Source organism: Streptococcus uberis, assembly GCF_900475595.1.
In the GTDB taxonomy this organism is placed as follows: Bacteria; Bacillota; Bacilli; order Lactobacillales; family Streptococcaceae; genus Streptococcus; species Streptococcus uberis.
Map to the genome: position 1 here is coordinate 1,655,434 of NZ_LS483397.1, position 14,728 is coordinate 1,670,161.

Sequence of the window (14,728 nt, forward strand, 5' to 3'; positions counted from 1 at the left end):
TTTCTTTTTTTGTTATTTTCTTTTTTGAACGGATTGCTTCACTTTAAACTTCAAGTTATTAAATCGAGTATTTGTATGAATTTTATATATTTGCCAAGTTCTTTTTTCAAAGTGTCTAGAAAAGAAGCTTACTGCTTCTCTTAATGGATGTTGTCGCCACGTAACTACTAAAAGCCTGCTTCTTCCTTTTTTTCTATACCAATGCTATAATTTTTCTTATTTGGATTGAATGGGAATACGATAAATCTATTAGGTGTTTCTACTTCTAAAAAGTAATCATGTCTATACACAAGGAATTCAGAAAGAGCAAAATAATAACTAGTAGTTGAGTACGGTTCTAGAGTGATTGGTAATGTTTTTGTTTCAGCATCCATTTTTGTGAAAAACCTATGGTCTCTATCAATGACATTTCTCTTTTCATTTATAAGTTCGCCCACATTTGAAGAATAACTTTGAGACTCTTCTAGTGTCGCTGTTAAGTTTTCAATTGTTAACGGCAAAGAAGATTCGTTTACAAAAGTTAATTCTACATACATTACCTTTTCTTCAGTGTCAAAAATTGCTTGGGAATTATTTAATCCTAATCTGTACAGTTCTCGATAATGTTTAGAAATGAAAATGTACACGGAAATTGCCAAAGATACTATTGCAATCGCAAGTGATAGGTTATCTTTATCCATTTTTTAACTCAATATTTTTATTTTAATTATAGAACAAGGGAGTAAATTAAAAACAGTACCATTTAAGGTGCTGTTTTATTTATCTTTCACATTCTTAACCCAATAATCAAAGTTAGACTTCAAGCCATTTTTAGTTGTTCCATCTGGAGCAGTTTGACGTATCCAATTTAAAAATTGAAGAGCCTCATCGCCTTTAAGAATCAATGTATTATCTACTTTGTACCCATTAGAGGTCTGAAAAACCATACCAGTTTCTGTTCTTCCCTCACTTGTAATTGCAGAGTCAGGTTGAATATAAAAACCATCTCTTATAATTGATCCGTTGCTATCTGTTATTGGTTTATTAATATAATCTCTCAGGTGGACATAAACAGTTGTGTATTGAGGTTTTTGATTAGTTTGTGCTTGCGATTGTTCAGCTGTTATTTGGCTATCGGATTTATTTTCTGATGTTGGCGATGATGGTTCGTTGGAAATGGATGACATCTGCTTTCTCACATATTGTTCATCGTAACCTTTGTTATTAGTCCATGATAATTTAGATAAATTTTCTTTTTTATCATTAGCAAGTCCTAATTCACGTTGATCAAATTCAGTCATTTGTATATCAACCTTTTGTTTTAAAATTTCTATTGACTTTCCATTTTTCCCAATTTGCATGACTTGTTCTTTACCTTTTTCATCAGGTAGTGTCCATTCATAATACGCTATTTTACCACTGATATAAATAGTAAATGAACTCCTGTAATTAAGTGTGAACGTGTTTGCTTTAACAAGCAGAACAGGTTTTCCTGATTGTAAATAATAGATAGCACCTGCATGCGATCCGTCACCAACAATTAACTCATCGACTCCATCTTTATTTATGTCTTTAAAAACATATTTTTCTATGGTTTTATCTTTTTCTATTTCTTGAATCAAACTATCATATGATTTTCTACTATTCTTACTTGTTTGTGCTACATTATTATCTTTTTTAACGATTTTTCGGGTATTTCTCTTATCTCCATTAGAACATCCAACTAACATTAGTCCGATTGTTAATATAATAAATGGCTTAATTTTCATAATAATACTCCTTTAATGTCATTTTACCATTAAAACATTTATCAGAGTTCAATTATCAAATTTTTTCTATACTAATTACATTTTTGCAATAAAAAAGCCACCGCCTAGCAGTGACAAAATACGACAACAGAATAACAACTATAAAACTCAAAAAAAGTAAATTACAAGAAATGGATATCAACTTTAGTGATAATTTACTCATATTAAAAGTTGAAACGTGCTTAGAATGGCAATGTCAGGATCACAAAAATATTGCGGGTCAGTCCATTTGGGAAATCGGTCGCAGGTTAAATCACGTTAAAGAAAATGATTTGGCGCATGGTCAGTTTGAAAAATGGGTAGAGAACTTGGGAATGGCTACTAGTGAAGCTAGAAAATTCATGACTGTAGCAAAACGACTTCCAAATCGTTCAACGTTGAACGATTTAGGAACATCTGCTTTATACCTCATCGCAACTCTACCAGAAGAAGAAAAGCAAACCCAGCTTGAAAAAGTAGAGCAAGGCGACAATCCAACAGTAAGAGACTTACAAGACCTCAAACGTAAGTTAAAGGATTCAGAGGACGAATTGGTTAGATACATAGTTTAATCAAAAAATAGTATTGGCAAAAATACACTTTAAAAGTTTGATATTTTAAAAAAAGTATTAAAAAGTTGAAAAATATTATATAATGTAAATGTTTACGAATTATTTATGAAAAGGAATTTAGGATGAAAAAGAAATTTTTAACCGTTTTATTATTTATGGCTGTCTTAACTCTTGTTGGATGTTCCAAGTCCTCAAATACGAAAAAAGAGACAAAATACTATGATCAAGATTTTATCACTGCTTTACAAGACGGTATGATCGCAAGATGGGATTATATCGCTAAAAAAGATAAAGATAAAAAACACGTAGATAGCGGTAGTGATTATCAAAAATTTGTAAATTTAGAATTAAAAACTATTTCAAAATATGAGAATTTGAAATTCAAAGATTCTAAGTTGAAAGAATATGCAATTTCATATATCAATGAGATGAATAACGGTTTGAAAGTAGCAAAAACGTTTGGCTCAGAATCTTTTGATCAAAAATGGTATGAACATCAAAATCGAAGAAAAGAGTTAATTGTTGAAATTAATAGAATTCAAAAACTAAAAGTTCCTGAAAAACACCAACACTGGATTGATGAACTTTTAGCTGGTGGTAAAGAAGTTAAACAAAATAATAAAAATGAACAAGTTGTAAAAGATTTTGTTAATAAAATTGAGTTTGCTCGTAATGAGGAAAAATCTGATGAACATACTTCATATTATGAAGTAACAGTAGAAAATACAACTGGATTAACTATTAAAGAGTTAGGTATAGAGGTTAAATTACTTGATGCAAATGGTGTAGTTGTTGGTACTGAATATATAAATGCTCCAAATTGGGCAAAAAATGAGAAACGTCTACTAGGATTCATGGCTTTTAAAGATTTTGAAAAAACTGAATATGTTGTTTTATATCAAGAAACAGAATAAAAAATAGCAGGCATTTAATGCTTGCTTTTTCCGTGGTTAATCATAGGTATTGTATTTTAAAACGTGCTTAGAATGGCAATGTCAGCACTCTTCATAATCTCATTAGTGGTAAAATCGTGATACCAGTAAAATTATAGACATTGTCTTCTAACTTAAAGTTAAATCTGATATTTCTCAAAATATTACAGTTGCTGGCATTTAAAATAAAATAATTCTTACCACTTGATCTCATACAGTGCAAAATATCGTCTTTTAAAAAGACGGGTGGTTCTACCATTGTAGAATACTTTAAAAACATTTCCTCGTATTGTCGATAGTTTTTAGAATAATAATCAAAATCAGCTGCTGACTTTTCTTTATATCCGTATTTCATAAGCACATTATACAAAATTAGGGTATACTAGTAATGTTATAACTTTACACATTGAGCACGGGGTATACCTACCCCACCGACCCATTTTTAAGTACTTCCCGATGTATTATACATTTTTTCTCACGTTAGGATTTAGAACTCTTTTTAGTATTTTACTTTATTATGAAAAGTGGTAAAATACACTTAGGTAAGGTTCTTACCAAAACCTATTTACAATATCGACTTAACAATTTCGATTAGTAGTTTAATTATTTCTAGTAGCGCAATTACTATTGATAATTTTACTAATCTATCTTGTTGAGTCTTTTTTTGGAGATAACAATATGAGTAAATTAATCATTGTAGCTATCCTAGCCATTATAATAGCTATGTACGCTGGCGATAGAAAAAAATAAAAGTTTTATAATTGACAACGTTTTCAAACAGGATTATAATTACTTCAAAATTATAAAAAGAAACGAGATTATACATTATGGTTTTAGGAAAAAATGGTTATAATTACACAATCGAATTTAAGAATACTGATCAAGTAATTGACTTGAAAAGTAATTCAAATATAATGGAACACGTTGAAGTTTTAAAACACCTAAATGATAATATGTATTATGTTCTTTCTCAAAAGAATGATAAAAATTTAAAAGAGCTACTTATGGCAGAATTTAACCTCCAAGCAAACCAAGTAATAGTTGTTGTGCCAAGAGGTGTTATGGGTCTGGGTGGATTTATGTAACTAACTAATTGAGATAAAAAATAAGCGCCCCTAAAGGTGCCTATTTCTTTATAATATAAAAATTAACTGGTATTTATTGATAACGTTTTCAAATAAGAATATAATCATCTCAATTTATTAAGAAGGCTTGGTAAGAACATGGATATATTTATAAGATTATTAGGACTACTACTTATTATTTTTGTAATTTGGCTTATTTTTTATTTATTAAATAGAACAAATAGAAAAGCGATTGAGATAACGGGACAAAATTATTTAATAACTGTAAACTCGGCAAAAAATATTGATTTAGAAAATAATAAAAAAATACGTCAAGTAGTCCGTATCATTTCCCATAATAAAGATAATTCTACATATTCAATTCAATCAAAAAAAGACGCTAAATTCCTAAAAGATCTAATAAAATCAGAATTTGATTTAACAAAACAGGAAATTGAAGTTAAAAGAGTAACTTCAAAAGTATTATTTGGAGCTCCTCTAATTTAAAGGAAGTAATAGATTAAATAGTAAAATATTTAAATTCAATCGATCATTAGTACTTTAAAAGACACCATAATAGGTGCCTTTTTTCTTGCTTGTGGGACTCATTTTTTAAAATATATTAAATTTCAGCTTCCATTTTGGCTTGCTTTGGCTTACTATCTAAACCAATATTTAGAAAAGCTAATATTTTGAAAAGCCTATACTTAAGCATTAATAGCATTTATAGCTATTAAACGTTTTTATCTCGCAATAACAAAATTTTCTAATATTCAGTTGACCCAAATCCAGGCTTTTATAGTATAATAAGATAGTGTTTAGTTAAAATTGGGATAGTACGTGTTACAAGTTGTTTTCACAAATTTTCACGTTTTTCATCTCCGTTTGCACTCATTTAAAACAATCAATATCATGTAAAAGGAGGGCTTGTCATGAAACAAATGTTTCTTTCATCAGCAATAGAATTTAAAGAAATTGAAACATTCGAGCCAGGGGCTTGGATAAAATTGGTAAACCCTTCCCAAGAAGAATCTCTTGAAATTGCTGAACAATTTAACATTGATATTGAAGACTTAAGAGCACCACTCGATATCGAAGAAACATCACGTATTGCTGTTGAAGATGACTATACCTTAATCATTGTCGACGTTCCAACTTATGAAGAGCGTAACAATAAAAGTTATTATATAACGGTTCCACTTGGCATTATCGTTACCGAGCAAGCTGTGATTACAACCTGCTTACACGAACTCACTCTCTTTGATAACTTCCATAACAAAAGGGTGAAAAACTTCTATACCTTCATGAAAACTCGCTTTGTTTTTCAAATTCTTTATAGAAATGCAGAGCTCTTTTTAACAGCCCTCCGTACCATCGATCGTCAGAGTGATCGTTTGGAGGCCAGGCTAGAAGCGGCAACACGTAATGAAGAATTAATTGACATGATGGAGCTTGAAAAATCCATTGTCTATTTAAAAGCTTCGCTTAAATTTAATGAACGAATCGTCAAAAAATTGTCTAGCAGCACTAGCTCCTTGAAAAAGTATATTGAAGATGAAGATCTTTTAGAAGACACTCTCATCGAAACCCAACAGGCTATCGAAATGGCAGGAATCTATGAAAAAATCTTGAACGCCATGACCGAAACAACTGCTTCTATCATTAATAACAACCAGAATACGATTATGAAAACTCTGGCTTTAATGACCATGACTTTGGATATCCCAACAGTTATTTTTTCTGCCTACGGGATGAACTTCCAAAACAACTGGATGCCATTTAATGATTTAGAACATGGCTTTTTCCTAATCGTTCTCATTGCTGCACTAGGTTCTTCTGGTGTCATTATCTACTTCTTAAGGAAGAAGTGGTTTTAATTGTTCAAGCACTATTGCAATTTCATCGCTAATAGTGCTACGGGAGTCGCTATAACAACTCCCTAGAACACTCACTAGCTCAGAAGAAAAGAAATATCGTCTTTTCTTCTGAGCGTCGTTACTTGAAAAACTCTTTTCTAAACTGTCGTGATGGAGTCTAACTGTCTTTTCTTATCTGTCGTAATAAGATTTGGGGGTCGTGATTTGTAGTCGATGTGACTCTCTGACATTTTCAGATATAAAGAAATCATATTGTTCATTACTTATTTATTGGAATAAAAAGTTATAAAATAAAATTAACTAAGGAGATATAATGGATTTTCAAAATCTTACTAAAAAAAATCAAGAATTTATTCATATTGCAACTAATCGTCTGATTCAAGATGGTAAATCAGATCAAGAAATTAAAGACATTTTAGAAGAAACCGTACCAACTATTTTAGAAAAACAAGCTAAGGGCATTCCTGCTCGTTCATTTCTAGGTGCACCAACTGCATGGGCAGCTTCTTTTTCTGAAAAAGCTGTTGCTAAAAACTCTTCTACTAACAAAGTAGAAGAACCCAAGAACACCAACCCTTGGTTAATGTGGTTAGATACCTCATTACTTTTTATTGGGATTGTAGCTTTATTAAATGGCATCATGACTTTCTTTAATACCAACGCTACTGTTACTGGTTTAATGTCCTTATTGGCTCTTGGTTTTGGAGGTGGAGCATCTATGTATGCCACCTACTATTTCATCTATCGCCATATGGGTAAACCAAAAAGTGAAAGACCAGGCTGGTTTAAAATTATTGGAGCACTATCACTTGCTATGCTAGTTTGGGTGACACTTTATTACGCAACAGCCTTTTTACCAAAAGCTTTGAATCCACAATTACCACCAATCGTACTCATTCTTATTGGTGGCGCAGCTATTGCCCTTCGCTATTACTTACAAAAGAAATACAATGTTCAAAATGCAATGTCAGCGCAATAATAACAAATACCCTTGGAAAGATTTCCAAAGGTATTTTATTTTTTGAACACAAACTAAAGATTGTATTAGGCGCCTAGCTCACTCTTTCATTTTCTAGATCACGAAAAAAAGACCCACCGGGTCTTATCCACTCTTCCTTATTTTTAGGAGTAGAGAAAAAACAGCCCGCCGCCCTCTGCTTGTGTTGTCTCAATTTCAAGAACACACGAAAAAGAGGTCCAGTGGAGCTTGGCTCGCTCTTCAGTTTTAAGGCTCATGAAAAAAAGACCCAGTGGGTCTTTGTGTTTCTCTGATTTTTTGAACACAAACTAAAAAGCGCCACTGGCGCTTTTTACTAATCTTCGTTTACGTAAGGCATAAGTGCCATAACGCGAGCACGTTTGATTGCTGTTGTTACTTTACGTTGGTTTTTAGCTGATGTTCCTGTTACACGACGAGGTAAAATTTTACCACGTTCTGAAACGAAACGGCTTAAAAGTTCAGTATCTTTGTAATCAACATATTCAATTTTATTAGCTGCGATGAAGTCAACTTTTTTACGGCGTTTGAATCCGCCACGACGTTGTTGAGCCATGTTTAATCTCCTTTATAGTATTCAATTCCTTTAGTCCAGTTACCAATCTATTCTTAGAAAGGTAAATCGTCATCTGAAATATCCATAGGATTGGCATTGCCAAATGGACTTTCTTCACGACCAAAATGAGGTGTTTGTTGAGAAGGTGCAGAATAACTATTGCTTGAAGCATCATTGCCAAAGCCAGTATTACTATAAGAGTTCGAAGAACCACCTTCACGTGTAGCACGGCTTTCCAACATTTGGAAATTTTCCGCAACCACTTCAGTTACATAAACCCGTTGACCTTGCTGATTTTCGTAATTACGAGTCTGAATGCGACCTGTAATACCGATTAAAGCACCTTTTTTCGCCCAGTTTGCTAAATTTTCAGCAGGTTGGCGCCAGATAACACAGTTAATAAAATCTGCTTCACGCTCACCATTTTGGCTTTTAAAAGTGCGATTAACAGCAAGTGTAAAAGTAGCAACAGCCACTTGACTTGGTGTGTAACGAAGTTCTGCATCTTTGGTCATGCGACCAACTAGTACTACATTATTAATCATAAACTACCTTCTTTTTGATCTTACGCGTCAAGTTTTACAATCATGTGACGAAGAATGTCACCGTTGATTTTTGCAAGACGATCAAACTCATTAAGAGCTACTGCATCTTCAGATTCAACGTTTACGATATGGTAAAGTCCTTCACGGAAATCATTGATTTCGTATGCAAGACGACGTTTTTCCCAATCTTTTGATTCAACGATTGTTGCACCGTTGTCAGTCAAGATAGAGTCAAAGCGTGATACCAAAGCGTTTTTCGCTTCTTCTTCAATGTTTGGACGAATGATATAAAGAATTTCGTATTTAGCCATTGATATTTTCCTCCTTTTGGTCTAATGACCTACATGCCTCCATGTAGGTAAGTGAGGTATGCTCACAGATTACTAGTATACAGGAAAATTATCTAAAAATCAAGAAAAAATTCTTTTACTAACCATTTCTATCCTAAACATTTTTTGGGGTCTTTAAACATCATGACCACTCTCAAGAGATATTTCTCCATATTTTTTGATTGCCTATGCTACAATAATAACATGATAAATTTAGAAGACTATGGCATCAATATGTGGGACCAAACCACTATCGAGGATTTTCGTCGTACCCTCTTAAACTGGTACGATCATGAAAAACGCGACCTTCCTTGGCGTCGAACCAAGAACCCTTATCACATCTGGGTTTCTGAAATTATGCTACAACAAACCCAAGTTCAGACTGTTATCCCTTATTACCAACGTTTTCTGGAATGGTTCCCTACTGTTGCGGAATTGGCTGACGCTGACGAAGAACGTCTGCTCAAAGCATGGGAAGGACTTGGTTACTACTCCCGCGTACGAAATATGCAAAAGGCTGCGCAACAAATCATGACAGATTTTGATGGGAAATTCCCATCAACCTATGAAGGCATATCAGAATTAAAAGGAATTGGCCCTTATACCGCTGGTGCCATCTCAAGTATTGCATTTAACCTTGCCCAACCTGCCGTTGATGGAAATGTTATGAGAGTTATGGCAAGACTGTTTGAAGTGAATTATGATATCGGTGATCCTAAAAACCGTAAGATTTTTCAAGCCATAATGGAAATATTAATCGACCCAGAAAGACCTGGTGACTTCAACCAAGCACTGATGGACTTAGGAACAGATATTGAATCTGCCAAAAATCCACGTCCAGAAGAGTCACCGATTCGCTTTTTCAACGCTGCTTATTTGCACGGAACCTATGACAGATATCCCATCAAAGAGCCTAAGAAAAAACCACGTCCTGTCCAAATACAAGCTTTTGTTATTTTGAATAATGACGGTGCTTTTCTTTTGGAAAAAAATACTAAAGGACGCTTACTTGGTGGCTTTTGGTCATTCCCAATCATAGAAACCAATTTTATCAGCCAGCAACTAGACCTCTTTGAAGAAAACAATCCTCTTATGGAAAGAATCTCTCAGACCAGTCTTTTTGAAGAAAGCTATGGATTAAAGCCAAAATGGACTGAAGGGATCTTTCCAATGGTCAAACATACCTTTAGCCATCAAAAGTGGACACTTAGTTTGACAGAAGGGCATGTAAAGGAAAACAAACTCCCCCAAGACAAAGAATTAGCTTGGGTCAAGCTTGAAGATATGGTTCATTACCCAATGGCTACGCCACAGAAAAAAATGTTAACAAACTATCTTAAAACAAAAAATGAGCTCCGATAAGAGCTCATTTTTTATGCTAATTCTGCAATAATCGCTTTAATTTGATCTTTGGTGTGAACACCTGCTACTTGTTTCACCACTTGTCCATCTTTTTTAAATAAAAGTGTTGGAATTGACATAATACCAAATTGTTGTGCTGTATTTGGGTTTTCATCCACATCTAGCTTGACAATTTTCAACTCGTCTTCATCTAACTCTTGAGACAATTGTTCTAAAATTGGAGCTTGCATCAAACATGGACCACACCAAGTTGCCCAAAAATCAATTAAGACAAGGCCTTCTTTTGTTTCTGCTTCAAATGTTGCATCTGTAACGACTTGTGTCATCTTTTTTCTCCGTTTCTACTCATTTGATATGTCTATTTTAGGAGAATTTTGATGAGAAAGCAAGAATCTGCTACCGAATTCAAAAAACCCTATGCGGTATCCAATTGTCATTTATCCCAAGGTTGCTATCGTACAACCTGAACCACCTGCGTTTTGAGGAGCATAAGCGAAACTCTTAACATGTTTATGACGGCGAAGATACTTGGTAACAGCTTCTCTAATGACACCTGTTCCAATACCATGGATGATATCAACCTGGCTCATATTATTAACCAATGCTTGGTCTATAAAGGCATCTAGTTCTTGCATGGCTTCTTCATAACGTTTCCCACGAAGATCTAAACGTGCCCGAGGACCATTTTGATTGGCTTTTTTAACCATGTTAATACTTTGTTTTTTAGGTTTTTGTGCTTCCGCTTCCACTTTAACGAGTTGGAATTCATCCTCTTTTAAAGTCATCTTAATCAGTCCAACTTGAGCTTCCCACTTATTCCCTTTCACTTGACCAATTAAGGTTCCGCGTTGACCATATGCAGAAACAATAATATCATCACCTATCCTAGGCTCTCTTAATTTCTTAGCTTTTTTCAGAACTTTATTCTTAGATAAATCTCTTTGAGGAACCAGTGACTTCAGTTTTGATTTTGCTTCAATAATTTCATGTGGTTTAAGCTCTGCTTTTTCATGGAGCTTACTCAAAATCTCTTCACTTTCGGTTAAGGCTAACTCAACAATAGCTTGCGCTTCTTGACTAGCTTTCTCAATTTCCTTGTCTTTCGCCAGAGAGAATTCATTATAGAGTTTCTTGACAGCACGATTGAATTTTATATTTTCCTGCTCAACTTCTCTGATATGATCAAGGCGTCGCCGGCTAGAAAGCGTCTGTCGTTCTAACTCTTCTATAATACGATTGACGTCACTATCGGTATCTGTCATCTGCTCTGCTTCTTTCACAATCGTTTCAGCTAAACCAAGTCGACGAGCAATTTCAAAGGCGTTAGATCGACCAGGAACACCTTGCATAAAGCGATAAGTGGGTTTTAGGCTTTGACTATCAAATTCCATGCTAGCATTTTCGACATAGTCACTTTCAATACCATAGGCTTTGAGCTCTGGATAATGAGTTGTTGCCATGGTTTTGATATTGGTTAAGCGTAATTGCTCTAAGATTGCCATAGCAAGACTGGCACCTTCTTGTGGATCTGTTCCTGCACCCAGTTCATCAAAAAGGACTAAACTGTTACGATTTGATTCCTCTAAAATGTCAACGATATGTGTCATATGACTTGAGAAGGTTGATAGACTTTGTTCGATGGATTGCTCATCGCCTATGTCGGCATAAATGGCATCAAAAACAGCTATTTTTGAGCCTTCATCTGCTAATATTGGGAGACCTGACTGACCCATTAATTGTGCTAATCCCAGTGTTTTAAGCATTATGGTCTTACCACCTGTATTAGGGCCCGTAATCACAATCACGGCTAAATCATCTGCAAAATGCAAATCATTGGCCACAGGATTTTTTAACAAGGGGTGTCTAACATTTAATAGCTGGATATTTTTATCCTTGCTAATTTTAGGGATGGTTGCTTTGTTATTAACAAGATAATGATACTTTGCTCTAACAAAATCTAGATGTCCCAAAAGCCATGCATTATTTGCTAACGCACGACTATGAGGACGTAACAGCTGTGACAACTCTTTGAGTATCCTTGCAATTTCATGCCTTTCATCTGCTAGTAATTGCGTCATTTCTTCATTGACTTGCACTAAGGCACGAGGTTCAATGTAAACGGTATTTCCAGATGCTGAGATATCATGGACAACCCCTGAAACTCTGTGACGAAAAGTATTCTTAACAGGTAGGACACTCTTACCATTACGACTAGCAATCAATGATTCAGACAAATAATCTGCATTTTTCTTTAGGATGTCTTGTAGCAATTGGCGACTATAACGTTCATTTTCTGCTATTTGACGTCTAAGGCGATCCAATTCTGGACTGGCAAAATTTTCAATAAAGGCTGCATCATTAACAGCCTGTAAACTTCCTTGTAATTGTGGAAAGACTTCTATTTTTTCAAATATTCGTTTTAAAACCTGAAGGTCCACATTTTCTAAATCTTGGTAAAAGCGACTGATTTCCCCAGAAACTAAGAGCAGTTTTTTGATATCTAACAACTCTTGGATATTCAAGTCTGCTTCTAGTTCCAAGCGACGCATACTCTCGGAGACATCGCGAAGATTCCCTATTGAAAAATGATGATTTTCCACAAAAATGGTTGCCATTTCAGCAATTTCTTTAAAGTAATCTGAAATCTTGTCATAGTGGTTGCTTGGTTCAAGAAGACGTAATTCCTGGATTCCTTGCGCTGTCTGCAGATAGGGTTGGAATTGTTCTTTAACTTTTTGAAATTCTAATTGTTCTAAAATTTTTTGATTCATAAAGACTATTATACCTTAAATTTTCTTATTAATGCTAAAGGAAAAGACCTGATTGTCATAATCTGGTCTTAAATGATTTTATGAATCCAAAGATCACGAATCAATGTGGTCATTGGTGGGCAATGGTCAACTAAAGCTTTCAAGATGAAATGGCTAGATAGTTGATCTTGAATGGTTGGAATTGGCACAGTAGCTAAGATGCTCGTTATCATGCTTAGAAACATCAGAGCTACACTAACTGCTAAAAATCCACTCACGATATGATAGGGAAAATCATCAAAATGATTTAAAGGCATAAAATGTAGAAAAATCCCTATCAGGCGAACAAGCAGATAGAAAATGGCAAATAGACCAAAAAAAGCAATACCCGCATAAAAAACCTTATTGAGATCAAAGATATTGACCTCTTTAAAAAAAGCGGTTTGAACACCCTCTGCAGGATTGGAGTATGGAATCCAAAGTGAGATTTTAGAGGATAAGGTTTGATAATAATTTTTAGCAAGCCAAAAAGACAGGATTGCTCCAAAAACATAAAAAGTCTGCAGAATAATCCCTCTGTGATAACCAATATAGAATTGCCATAGGAGAATCATAAGAATAGCTAAGGAAATCATGCCTATTCTCCGTTATAATCAGCTTGATTCGTTTTTTCTTGAATCCCTACGACAGTTTTCTTTCTTAGGTCACTGATTTCTTTTTCTAACTTTTCAAACTCAATTTCACGGTTTAATTGTGTTGATAAGGCGTTAATGGCCATTAATATAGCAACTGTTTCATTATCCGCTTCAGGCAATCTTGATTTGATGGCATTGTATTTCTCTTTTGCAACATGCTCAACTTCTTCCATAAAAAGATTGTCTTTATCTGTCGTTAACGTTAACGTTTTTTCACCAAAGGTAAATTTATAGCGATTGTTACTTTTCATTGGTTCACCTCTTTCTAGCATTATACCTTAATTTAAAGCTTTCGTAAAATAACAACTTTTTCTCCTATAGAGTCAAGTTGGTTCCCCAAAAAAATCGCTTTTATGTTAAAATGAATTCTATGGAAACCATTGTAGTTAAAATCGAGGAAGGCCAACAAAATGCCTTGCAAAACAAGCTAAAACCTTATCAAATCAGTCAAAACAACCCACATGTAGCCTTTGCTGCAAGGTATAAAGCAGTTACCTGTCTCCTTTACCGTTCTGGAAAATGGGTTTTACAAGGTAATCTAGCAAGTCAAATCGCACAAGAGTTAGGATTTCAAACTGAAGAGAAAACAGATAAAATCAAACTTGGACAAAACTACCCATTAATTGGCAGTGATGAGGTCGGCAATGGTTCCTATTTTGGTGGCCTTGCGGTTGTTGCTAGTTTTGTTAAACCTGAAGATCATAATTACCTCAAACAACTAGGTGTCGATGATTCAAAAAGTTTGACTGATCATAAAATTCGTCAAATTGCTCCCTTGTTAGAGGAAAAAATTCCTCATAAATCCCTACTCCTAACTCCACAAAAGTATAATACCTTAGTGGGAAAAGGCAAAGCCTATAATGCTGTTTCCGTAAAAGTAGCCCTTCATAACCAAGCTATTTTTCTCTTATTACAGCAAAAAGTGATACCTGAAAGAATTATCATCGACGCTTTTACTAGTCACTCCAATTATCTTAAACACTTAAAAACTGAAAAAAATCAGTTTACAGAAGCAATCACTTTAATAGAAAAGGCAGAAAGTCAGTTTCTTGCTGTTGCTGTCAGTTCCATCATCGCAAGAAACCTGTTTCTAGAAAATTTAGATAACTTGAGCAATGAATTAGGTTATCAATTACCAAGTGGTGCTGGGTCAAAATCTGATCAAGTAGCCAGTCAGTTACTTGAAGCCTATGGTATGAAGGCTCTAGAATATAGCGCAAAAATACACTTCGCAAATACTCAAAAAGCAATCGCATTAGCAAAAAGAAAAGATTAGAGGACAA

18 protein-coding genes are annotated in these 14,728 nt (G+C 34.3%); 8 read left to right on the forward strand and 10 right to left on the reverse strand.

Translation table 11 applies throughout. The annotated features are described in order from the left end of the window. Window positions 1-167 precede the first annotated feature (167 nt). A complete protein-coding gene (locus tag DQM95_RS08490) occupies window positions 168-680 on the reverse strand; it encodes a hypothetical protein (protein WP_037592721.1) in 513 nt (170 codons plus the stop codon). Window positions 681-755: 75 nt separating this feature from the next. Beyond that, entirely contained in the window at window positions 756-1,748 is a 993-nt protein-coding gene (locus DQM95_RS08495; protein WP_037592720.1) for a hypothetical protein, read from the reverse strand. 170 nt (window positions 1,749-1,918) lie between these two features. Here DQM95_RS08495 and DQM95_RS08500 point away from each other — a divergent pair, with 170 nt between their 5' ends. Next, window positions 1,919-2,338, forward strand: coding sequence for a DUF3102 domain-containing protein (locus tag DQM95_RS08500; protein WP_111686000.1), 420 nt, complete (start codon window positions 1,919-1,921; stop codon window positions 2,336-2,338). Between the two features lie 122 nt (window positions 2,339-2,460). Continuing rightward, window positions 2,461-3,252, forward strand: a complete 792-nt coding sequence (locus tag DQM95_RS08505) for an FxLYD domain-containing protein (protein WP_046391580.1) — start codon at window positions 2,461-2,463, stop codon at window positions 3,250-3,252. A gap of 91 nt (window positions 3,253-3,343) precedes the next feature. Here the strand turns inward: DQM95_RS08505 and DQM95_RS10010 are convergent, their stop codons facing one another. Continuing rightward, the gene (locus DQM95_RS10010; protein WP_128861521.1) at window positions 3,344-3,625 is read right to left on the reverse strand and encodes a DUF5960 family protein; all 282 of its coding nucleotides are present in this window, start codon (window positions 3,623-3,625) and stop codon (window positions 3,344-3,346) included. Window positions 3,626-4,097: 472 nt separating this feature from the next. Here DQM95_RS10010 and DQM95_RS08510 point away from each other — a divergent pair, with 472 nt between their 5' ends. The 4 genes from DQM95_RS08510 (at window position 4,098) to DQM95_RS08525 (ending at window position 7,190) form a co-directional block, all read left to right on the forward strand. Further along, window positions 4,098-4,355 (forward strand): hypothetical protein, encoded by a 258-nt coding sequence (locus tag DQM95_RS08510; RefSeq protein ID WP_046391581.1) that lies wholly within the window; start codon window positions 4,098-4,100, stop codon window positions 4,353-4,355. Window positions 4,356-4,493: 138 nt separating this feature from the next. After that, the gene (locus tag DQM95_RS08515) at window positions 4,494-4,841 is read left to right on the forward strand and encodes a hypothetical protein (RefSeq protein ID WP_037592718.1); all 348 of its coding nucleotides are present in this window, start codon (window positions 4,494-4,496) and stop codon (window positions 4,839-4,841) included. Between the two features lie 425 nt (window positions 4,842-5,266). Then, entirely contained in the window at window positions 5,267-6,211 is a 945-nt protein-coding gene (locus tag DQM95_RS08520) for a magnesium transporter CorA family protein (RefSeq protein WP_037592716.1), read from the forward strand. Between the two features lie 313 nt (window positions 6,212-6,524). Further along, on the forward strand, window positions 6,525-7,190 hold the full coding sequence (locus DQM95_RS08525) for a DUF1129 domain-containing protein (RefSeq protein ID WP_037592713.1): 666 nt from the start codon (window positions 6,525-6,527) through the stop codon (window positions 7,188-7,190). A gap of 334 nt (window positions 7,191-7,524) precedes the next feature. On the opposite strand, the gene rpsR is transcribed toward DQM95_RS08525, so the two are convergent. Genes rpsR through rpsF form a run of 3 tightly spaced genes read right to left on the reverse strand, consistent with a single transcriptional unit; the run spans window position 7,525 to window position 8,620 of the window. After that, window positions 7,525-7,764 carry a 30S ribosomal protein S18 gene (gene rpsR / locus DQM95_RS08530; protein ID WP_002983142.1) on the reverse strand — a complete coding sequence of 80 codons (240 nt, stop codon included), beginning with the start codon at window positions 7,762-7,764 and terminating at the stop codon, window positions 7,525-7,527. Between the two features lie 53 nt (window positions 7,765-7,817). Further along, on the reverse strand, window positions 7,818-8,309 hold the full coding sequence (locus tag DQM95_RS08535; protein WP_037592710.1) for a single-stranded DNA-binding protein: 492 nt from the start codon (window positions 8,307-8,309) through the stop codon (window positions 7,818-7,820). Window positions 8,310-8,329: 20 nt separating this feature from the next. Next, a complete protein-coding gene (gene rpsF, locus DQM95_RS08540) occupies window positions 8,330-8,620 on the reverse strand; it encodes a 30S ribosomal protein S6 (protein ID WP_015911863.1) in 291 nt (96 codons plus the stop codon). 222 nt (window positions 8,621-8,842) lie between these two features. Here rpsF and mutY point away from each other — a divergent pair, with 222 nt between their 5' ends. Continuing rightward, entirely contained in the window at window positions 8,843-10,000 is a 1,158-nt protein-coding gene (gene mutY, locus DQM95_RS08545) for an A/G-specific adenine glycosylase (protein ID WP_037592709.1), read from the forward strand. Window positions 10,001-10,011: 11 nt separating this feature from the next. Here mutY and trxA read toward each other — a convergent pair whose 3' ends face one another. The 4 genes from trxA to zapA all read right to left on the reverse strand — a co-directional run bounded on the left by trxA (window position 10,012) and on the right by zapA (window position 13,696). Next, window positions 10,012-10,326, reverse strand: coding sequence for a thioredoxin (gene trxA, locus DQM95_RS08550; protein WP_015911865.1), 315 nt, complete (start codon window positions 10,324-10,326; stop codon window positions 10,012-10,014). A 111-nt stretch (window positions 10,327-10,437) separates the two neighbouring features. Next, on the reverse strand, window positions 10,438-12,771 hold the full coding sequence (locus tag DQM95_RS08555; protein ID WP_111686001.1) for an endonuclease MutS2: 2,334 nt from the start codon (window positions 12,769-12,771) through the stop codon (window positions 10,438-10,440). 68 nt (window positions 12,772-12,839) lie between these two features. Continuing rightward, window positions 12,840-13,385, reverse strand: a complete 546-nt coding sequence (locus DQM95_RS08560; RefSeq protein ID WP_015911867.1) for a CvpA family protein — start codon at window positions 13,383-13,385, stop codon at window positions 12,840-12,842. Between the two features lie 2 nt (window positions 13,386-13,387). Then, on the reverse strand, window positions 13,388-13,696 hold the full coding sequence (gene zapA, locus DQM95_RS08565; RefSeq protein ID WP_015911868.1) for a cell division protein ZapA: 309 nt from the start codon (window positions 13,694-13,696) through the stop codon (window positions 13,388-13,390). 119 nt (window positions 13,697-13,815) lie between these two features. On the opposite strand from zapA, the gene rnhC reads away from it, so the two are divergent. Continuing rightward, window positions 13,816-14,721: a ribonuclease HIII gene (gene rnhC, locus DQM95_RS08570; protein WP_111686040.1), complete on the forward strand. Its 906-nt coding sequence runs from the start codon at window positions 13,816-13,818 to the stop codon at window positions 14,719-14,721. Window positions 14,722-14,728: the final 7 nt, after the last annotated feature.

Excerpts from the sequence above, each read along its gene's own strand:
- DQM95_RS08490 (WP_037592721.1), bottom strand. The coding sequence starts at position 680 with ATGGATAAAGATAACCTATCACTTGCGATTGCAATAGTATCTTTGGCA.
- DQM95_RS08495 (WP_037592720.1), bottom strand. The coding sequence starts at position 1,748 with ATGAAAATTAAGCCATTTATTATATTAACAATCGGACTAATGTTAGTT.
- DQM95_RS08500 (WP_111686000.1), top strand. The coding sequence starts at position 1,919 with ATGGATATCAACTTTAGTGATAATTTACTCATATTAAAAGTTGAAACG.
- DQM95_RS08505 (WP_046391580.1), top strand. The coding sequence starts at position 2,461 with ATGAAAAAGAAATTTTTAACCGTTTTATTATTTATGGCTGTCTTAACT.
- DQM95_RS10010 (WP_128861521.1), bottom strand. The coding sequence starts at position 3,625 with ATGAAATACGGATATAAAGAAAAGTCAGCAGCTGATTTTGATTATTAT.
- DQM95_RS08510 (WP_046391581.1), top strand. The coding sequence starts at position 4,098 with ATGGTTTTAGGAAAAAATGGTTATAATTACACAATCGAATTTAAGAAT.
- DQM95_RS08515 (WP_037592718.1), top strand. The coding sequence starts at position 4,494 with ATGGATATATTTATAAGATTATTAGGACTACTACTTATTATTTTTGTA.
- DQM95_RS08520 (WP_037592716.1), top strand. The coding sequence starts at position 5,267 with ATGAAACAAATGTTTCTTTCATCAGCAATAGAATTTAAAGAAATTGAA.
- DQM95_RS08525 (WP_037592713.1), top strand. The coding sequence starts at position 6,525 with ATGGATTTTCAAAATCTTACTAAAAAAAATCAAGAATTTATTCATATT.
- rpsR (WP_002983142.1), bottom strand. The coding sequence starts at position 7,764 with ATGGCTCAACAACGTCGTGGCGGATTCAAACGCCGTAAAAAAGTTGAC.
- DQM95_RS08535 (WP_037592710.1), bottom strand. The coding sequence starts at position 8,309 with ATGATTAATAATGTAGTACTAGTTGGTCGCATGACCAAAGATGCAGAA.
- rpsF (WP_015911863.1), bottom strand. The coding sequence starts at position 8,620 with ATGGCTAAATACGAAATTCTTTATATCATTCGTCCAAACATTGAAGAA.
- mutY (WP_037592709.1), top strand. The coding sequence starts at position 8,843 with ATGATAAATTTAGAAGACTATGGCATCAATATGTGGGACCAAACCACT.
- trxA (WP_015911865.1), bottom strand. The coding sequence starts at position 10,326 with ATGACACAAGTCGTTACAGATGCAACATTTGAAGCAGAAACAAAAGAA.
- DQM95_RS08555 (WP_111686001.1), bottom strand. The coding sequence starts at position 12,771 with ATGAATCAAAAAATTTTAGAACAATTAGAATTTCAAAAAGTTAAAGAA.
- DQM95_RS08560 (WP_015911867.1), bottom strand. The coding sequence starts at position 13,385 with ATGATTTCCTTAGCTATTCTTATGATTCTCCTATGGCAATTCTATATT.
- zapA (WP_015911868.1), bottom strand. The coding sequence starts at position 13,696 with ATGAAAAGTAACAATCGCTATAAATTTACCTTTGGTGAAAAAACGTTA.
- rnhC (WP_111686040.1), top strand. The coding sequence starts at position 13,816 with ATGGAAACCATTGTAGTTAAAATCGAGGAAGGCCAACAAAATGCCTTG.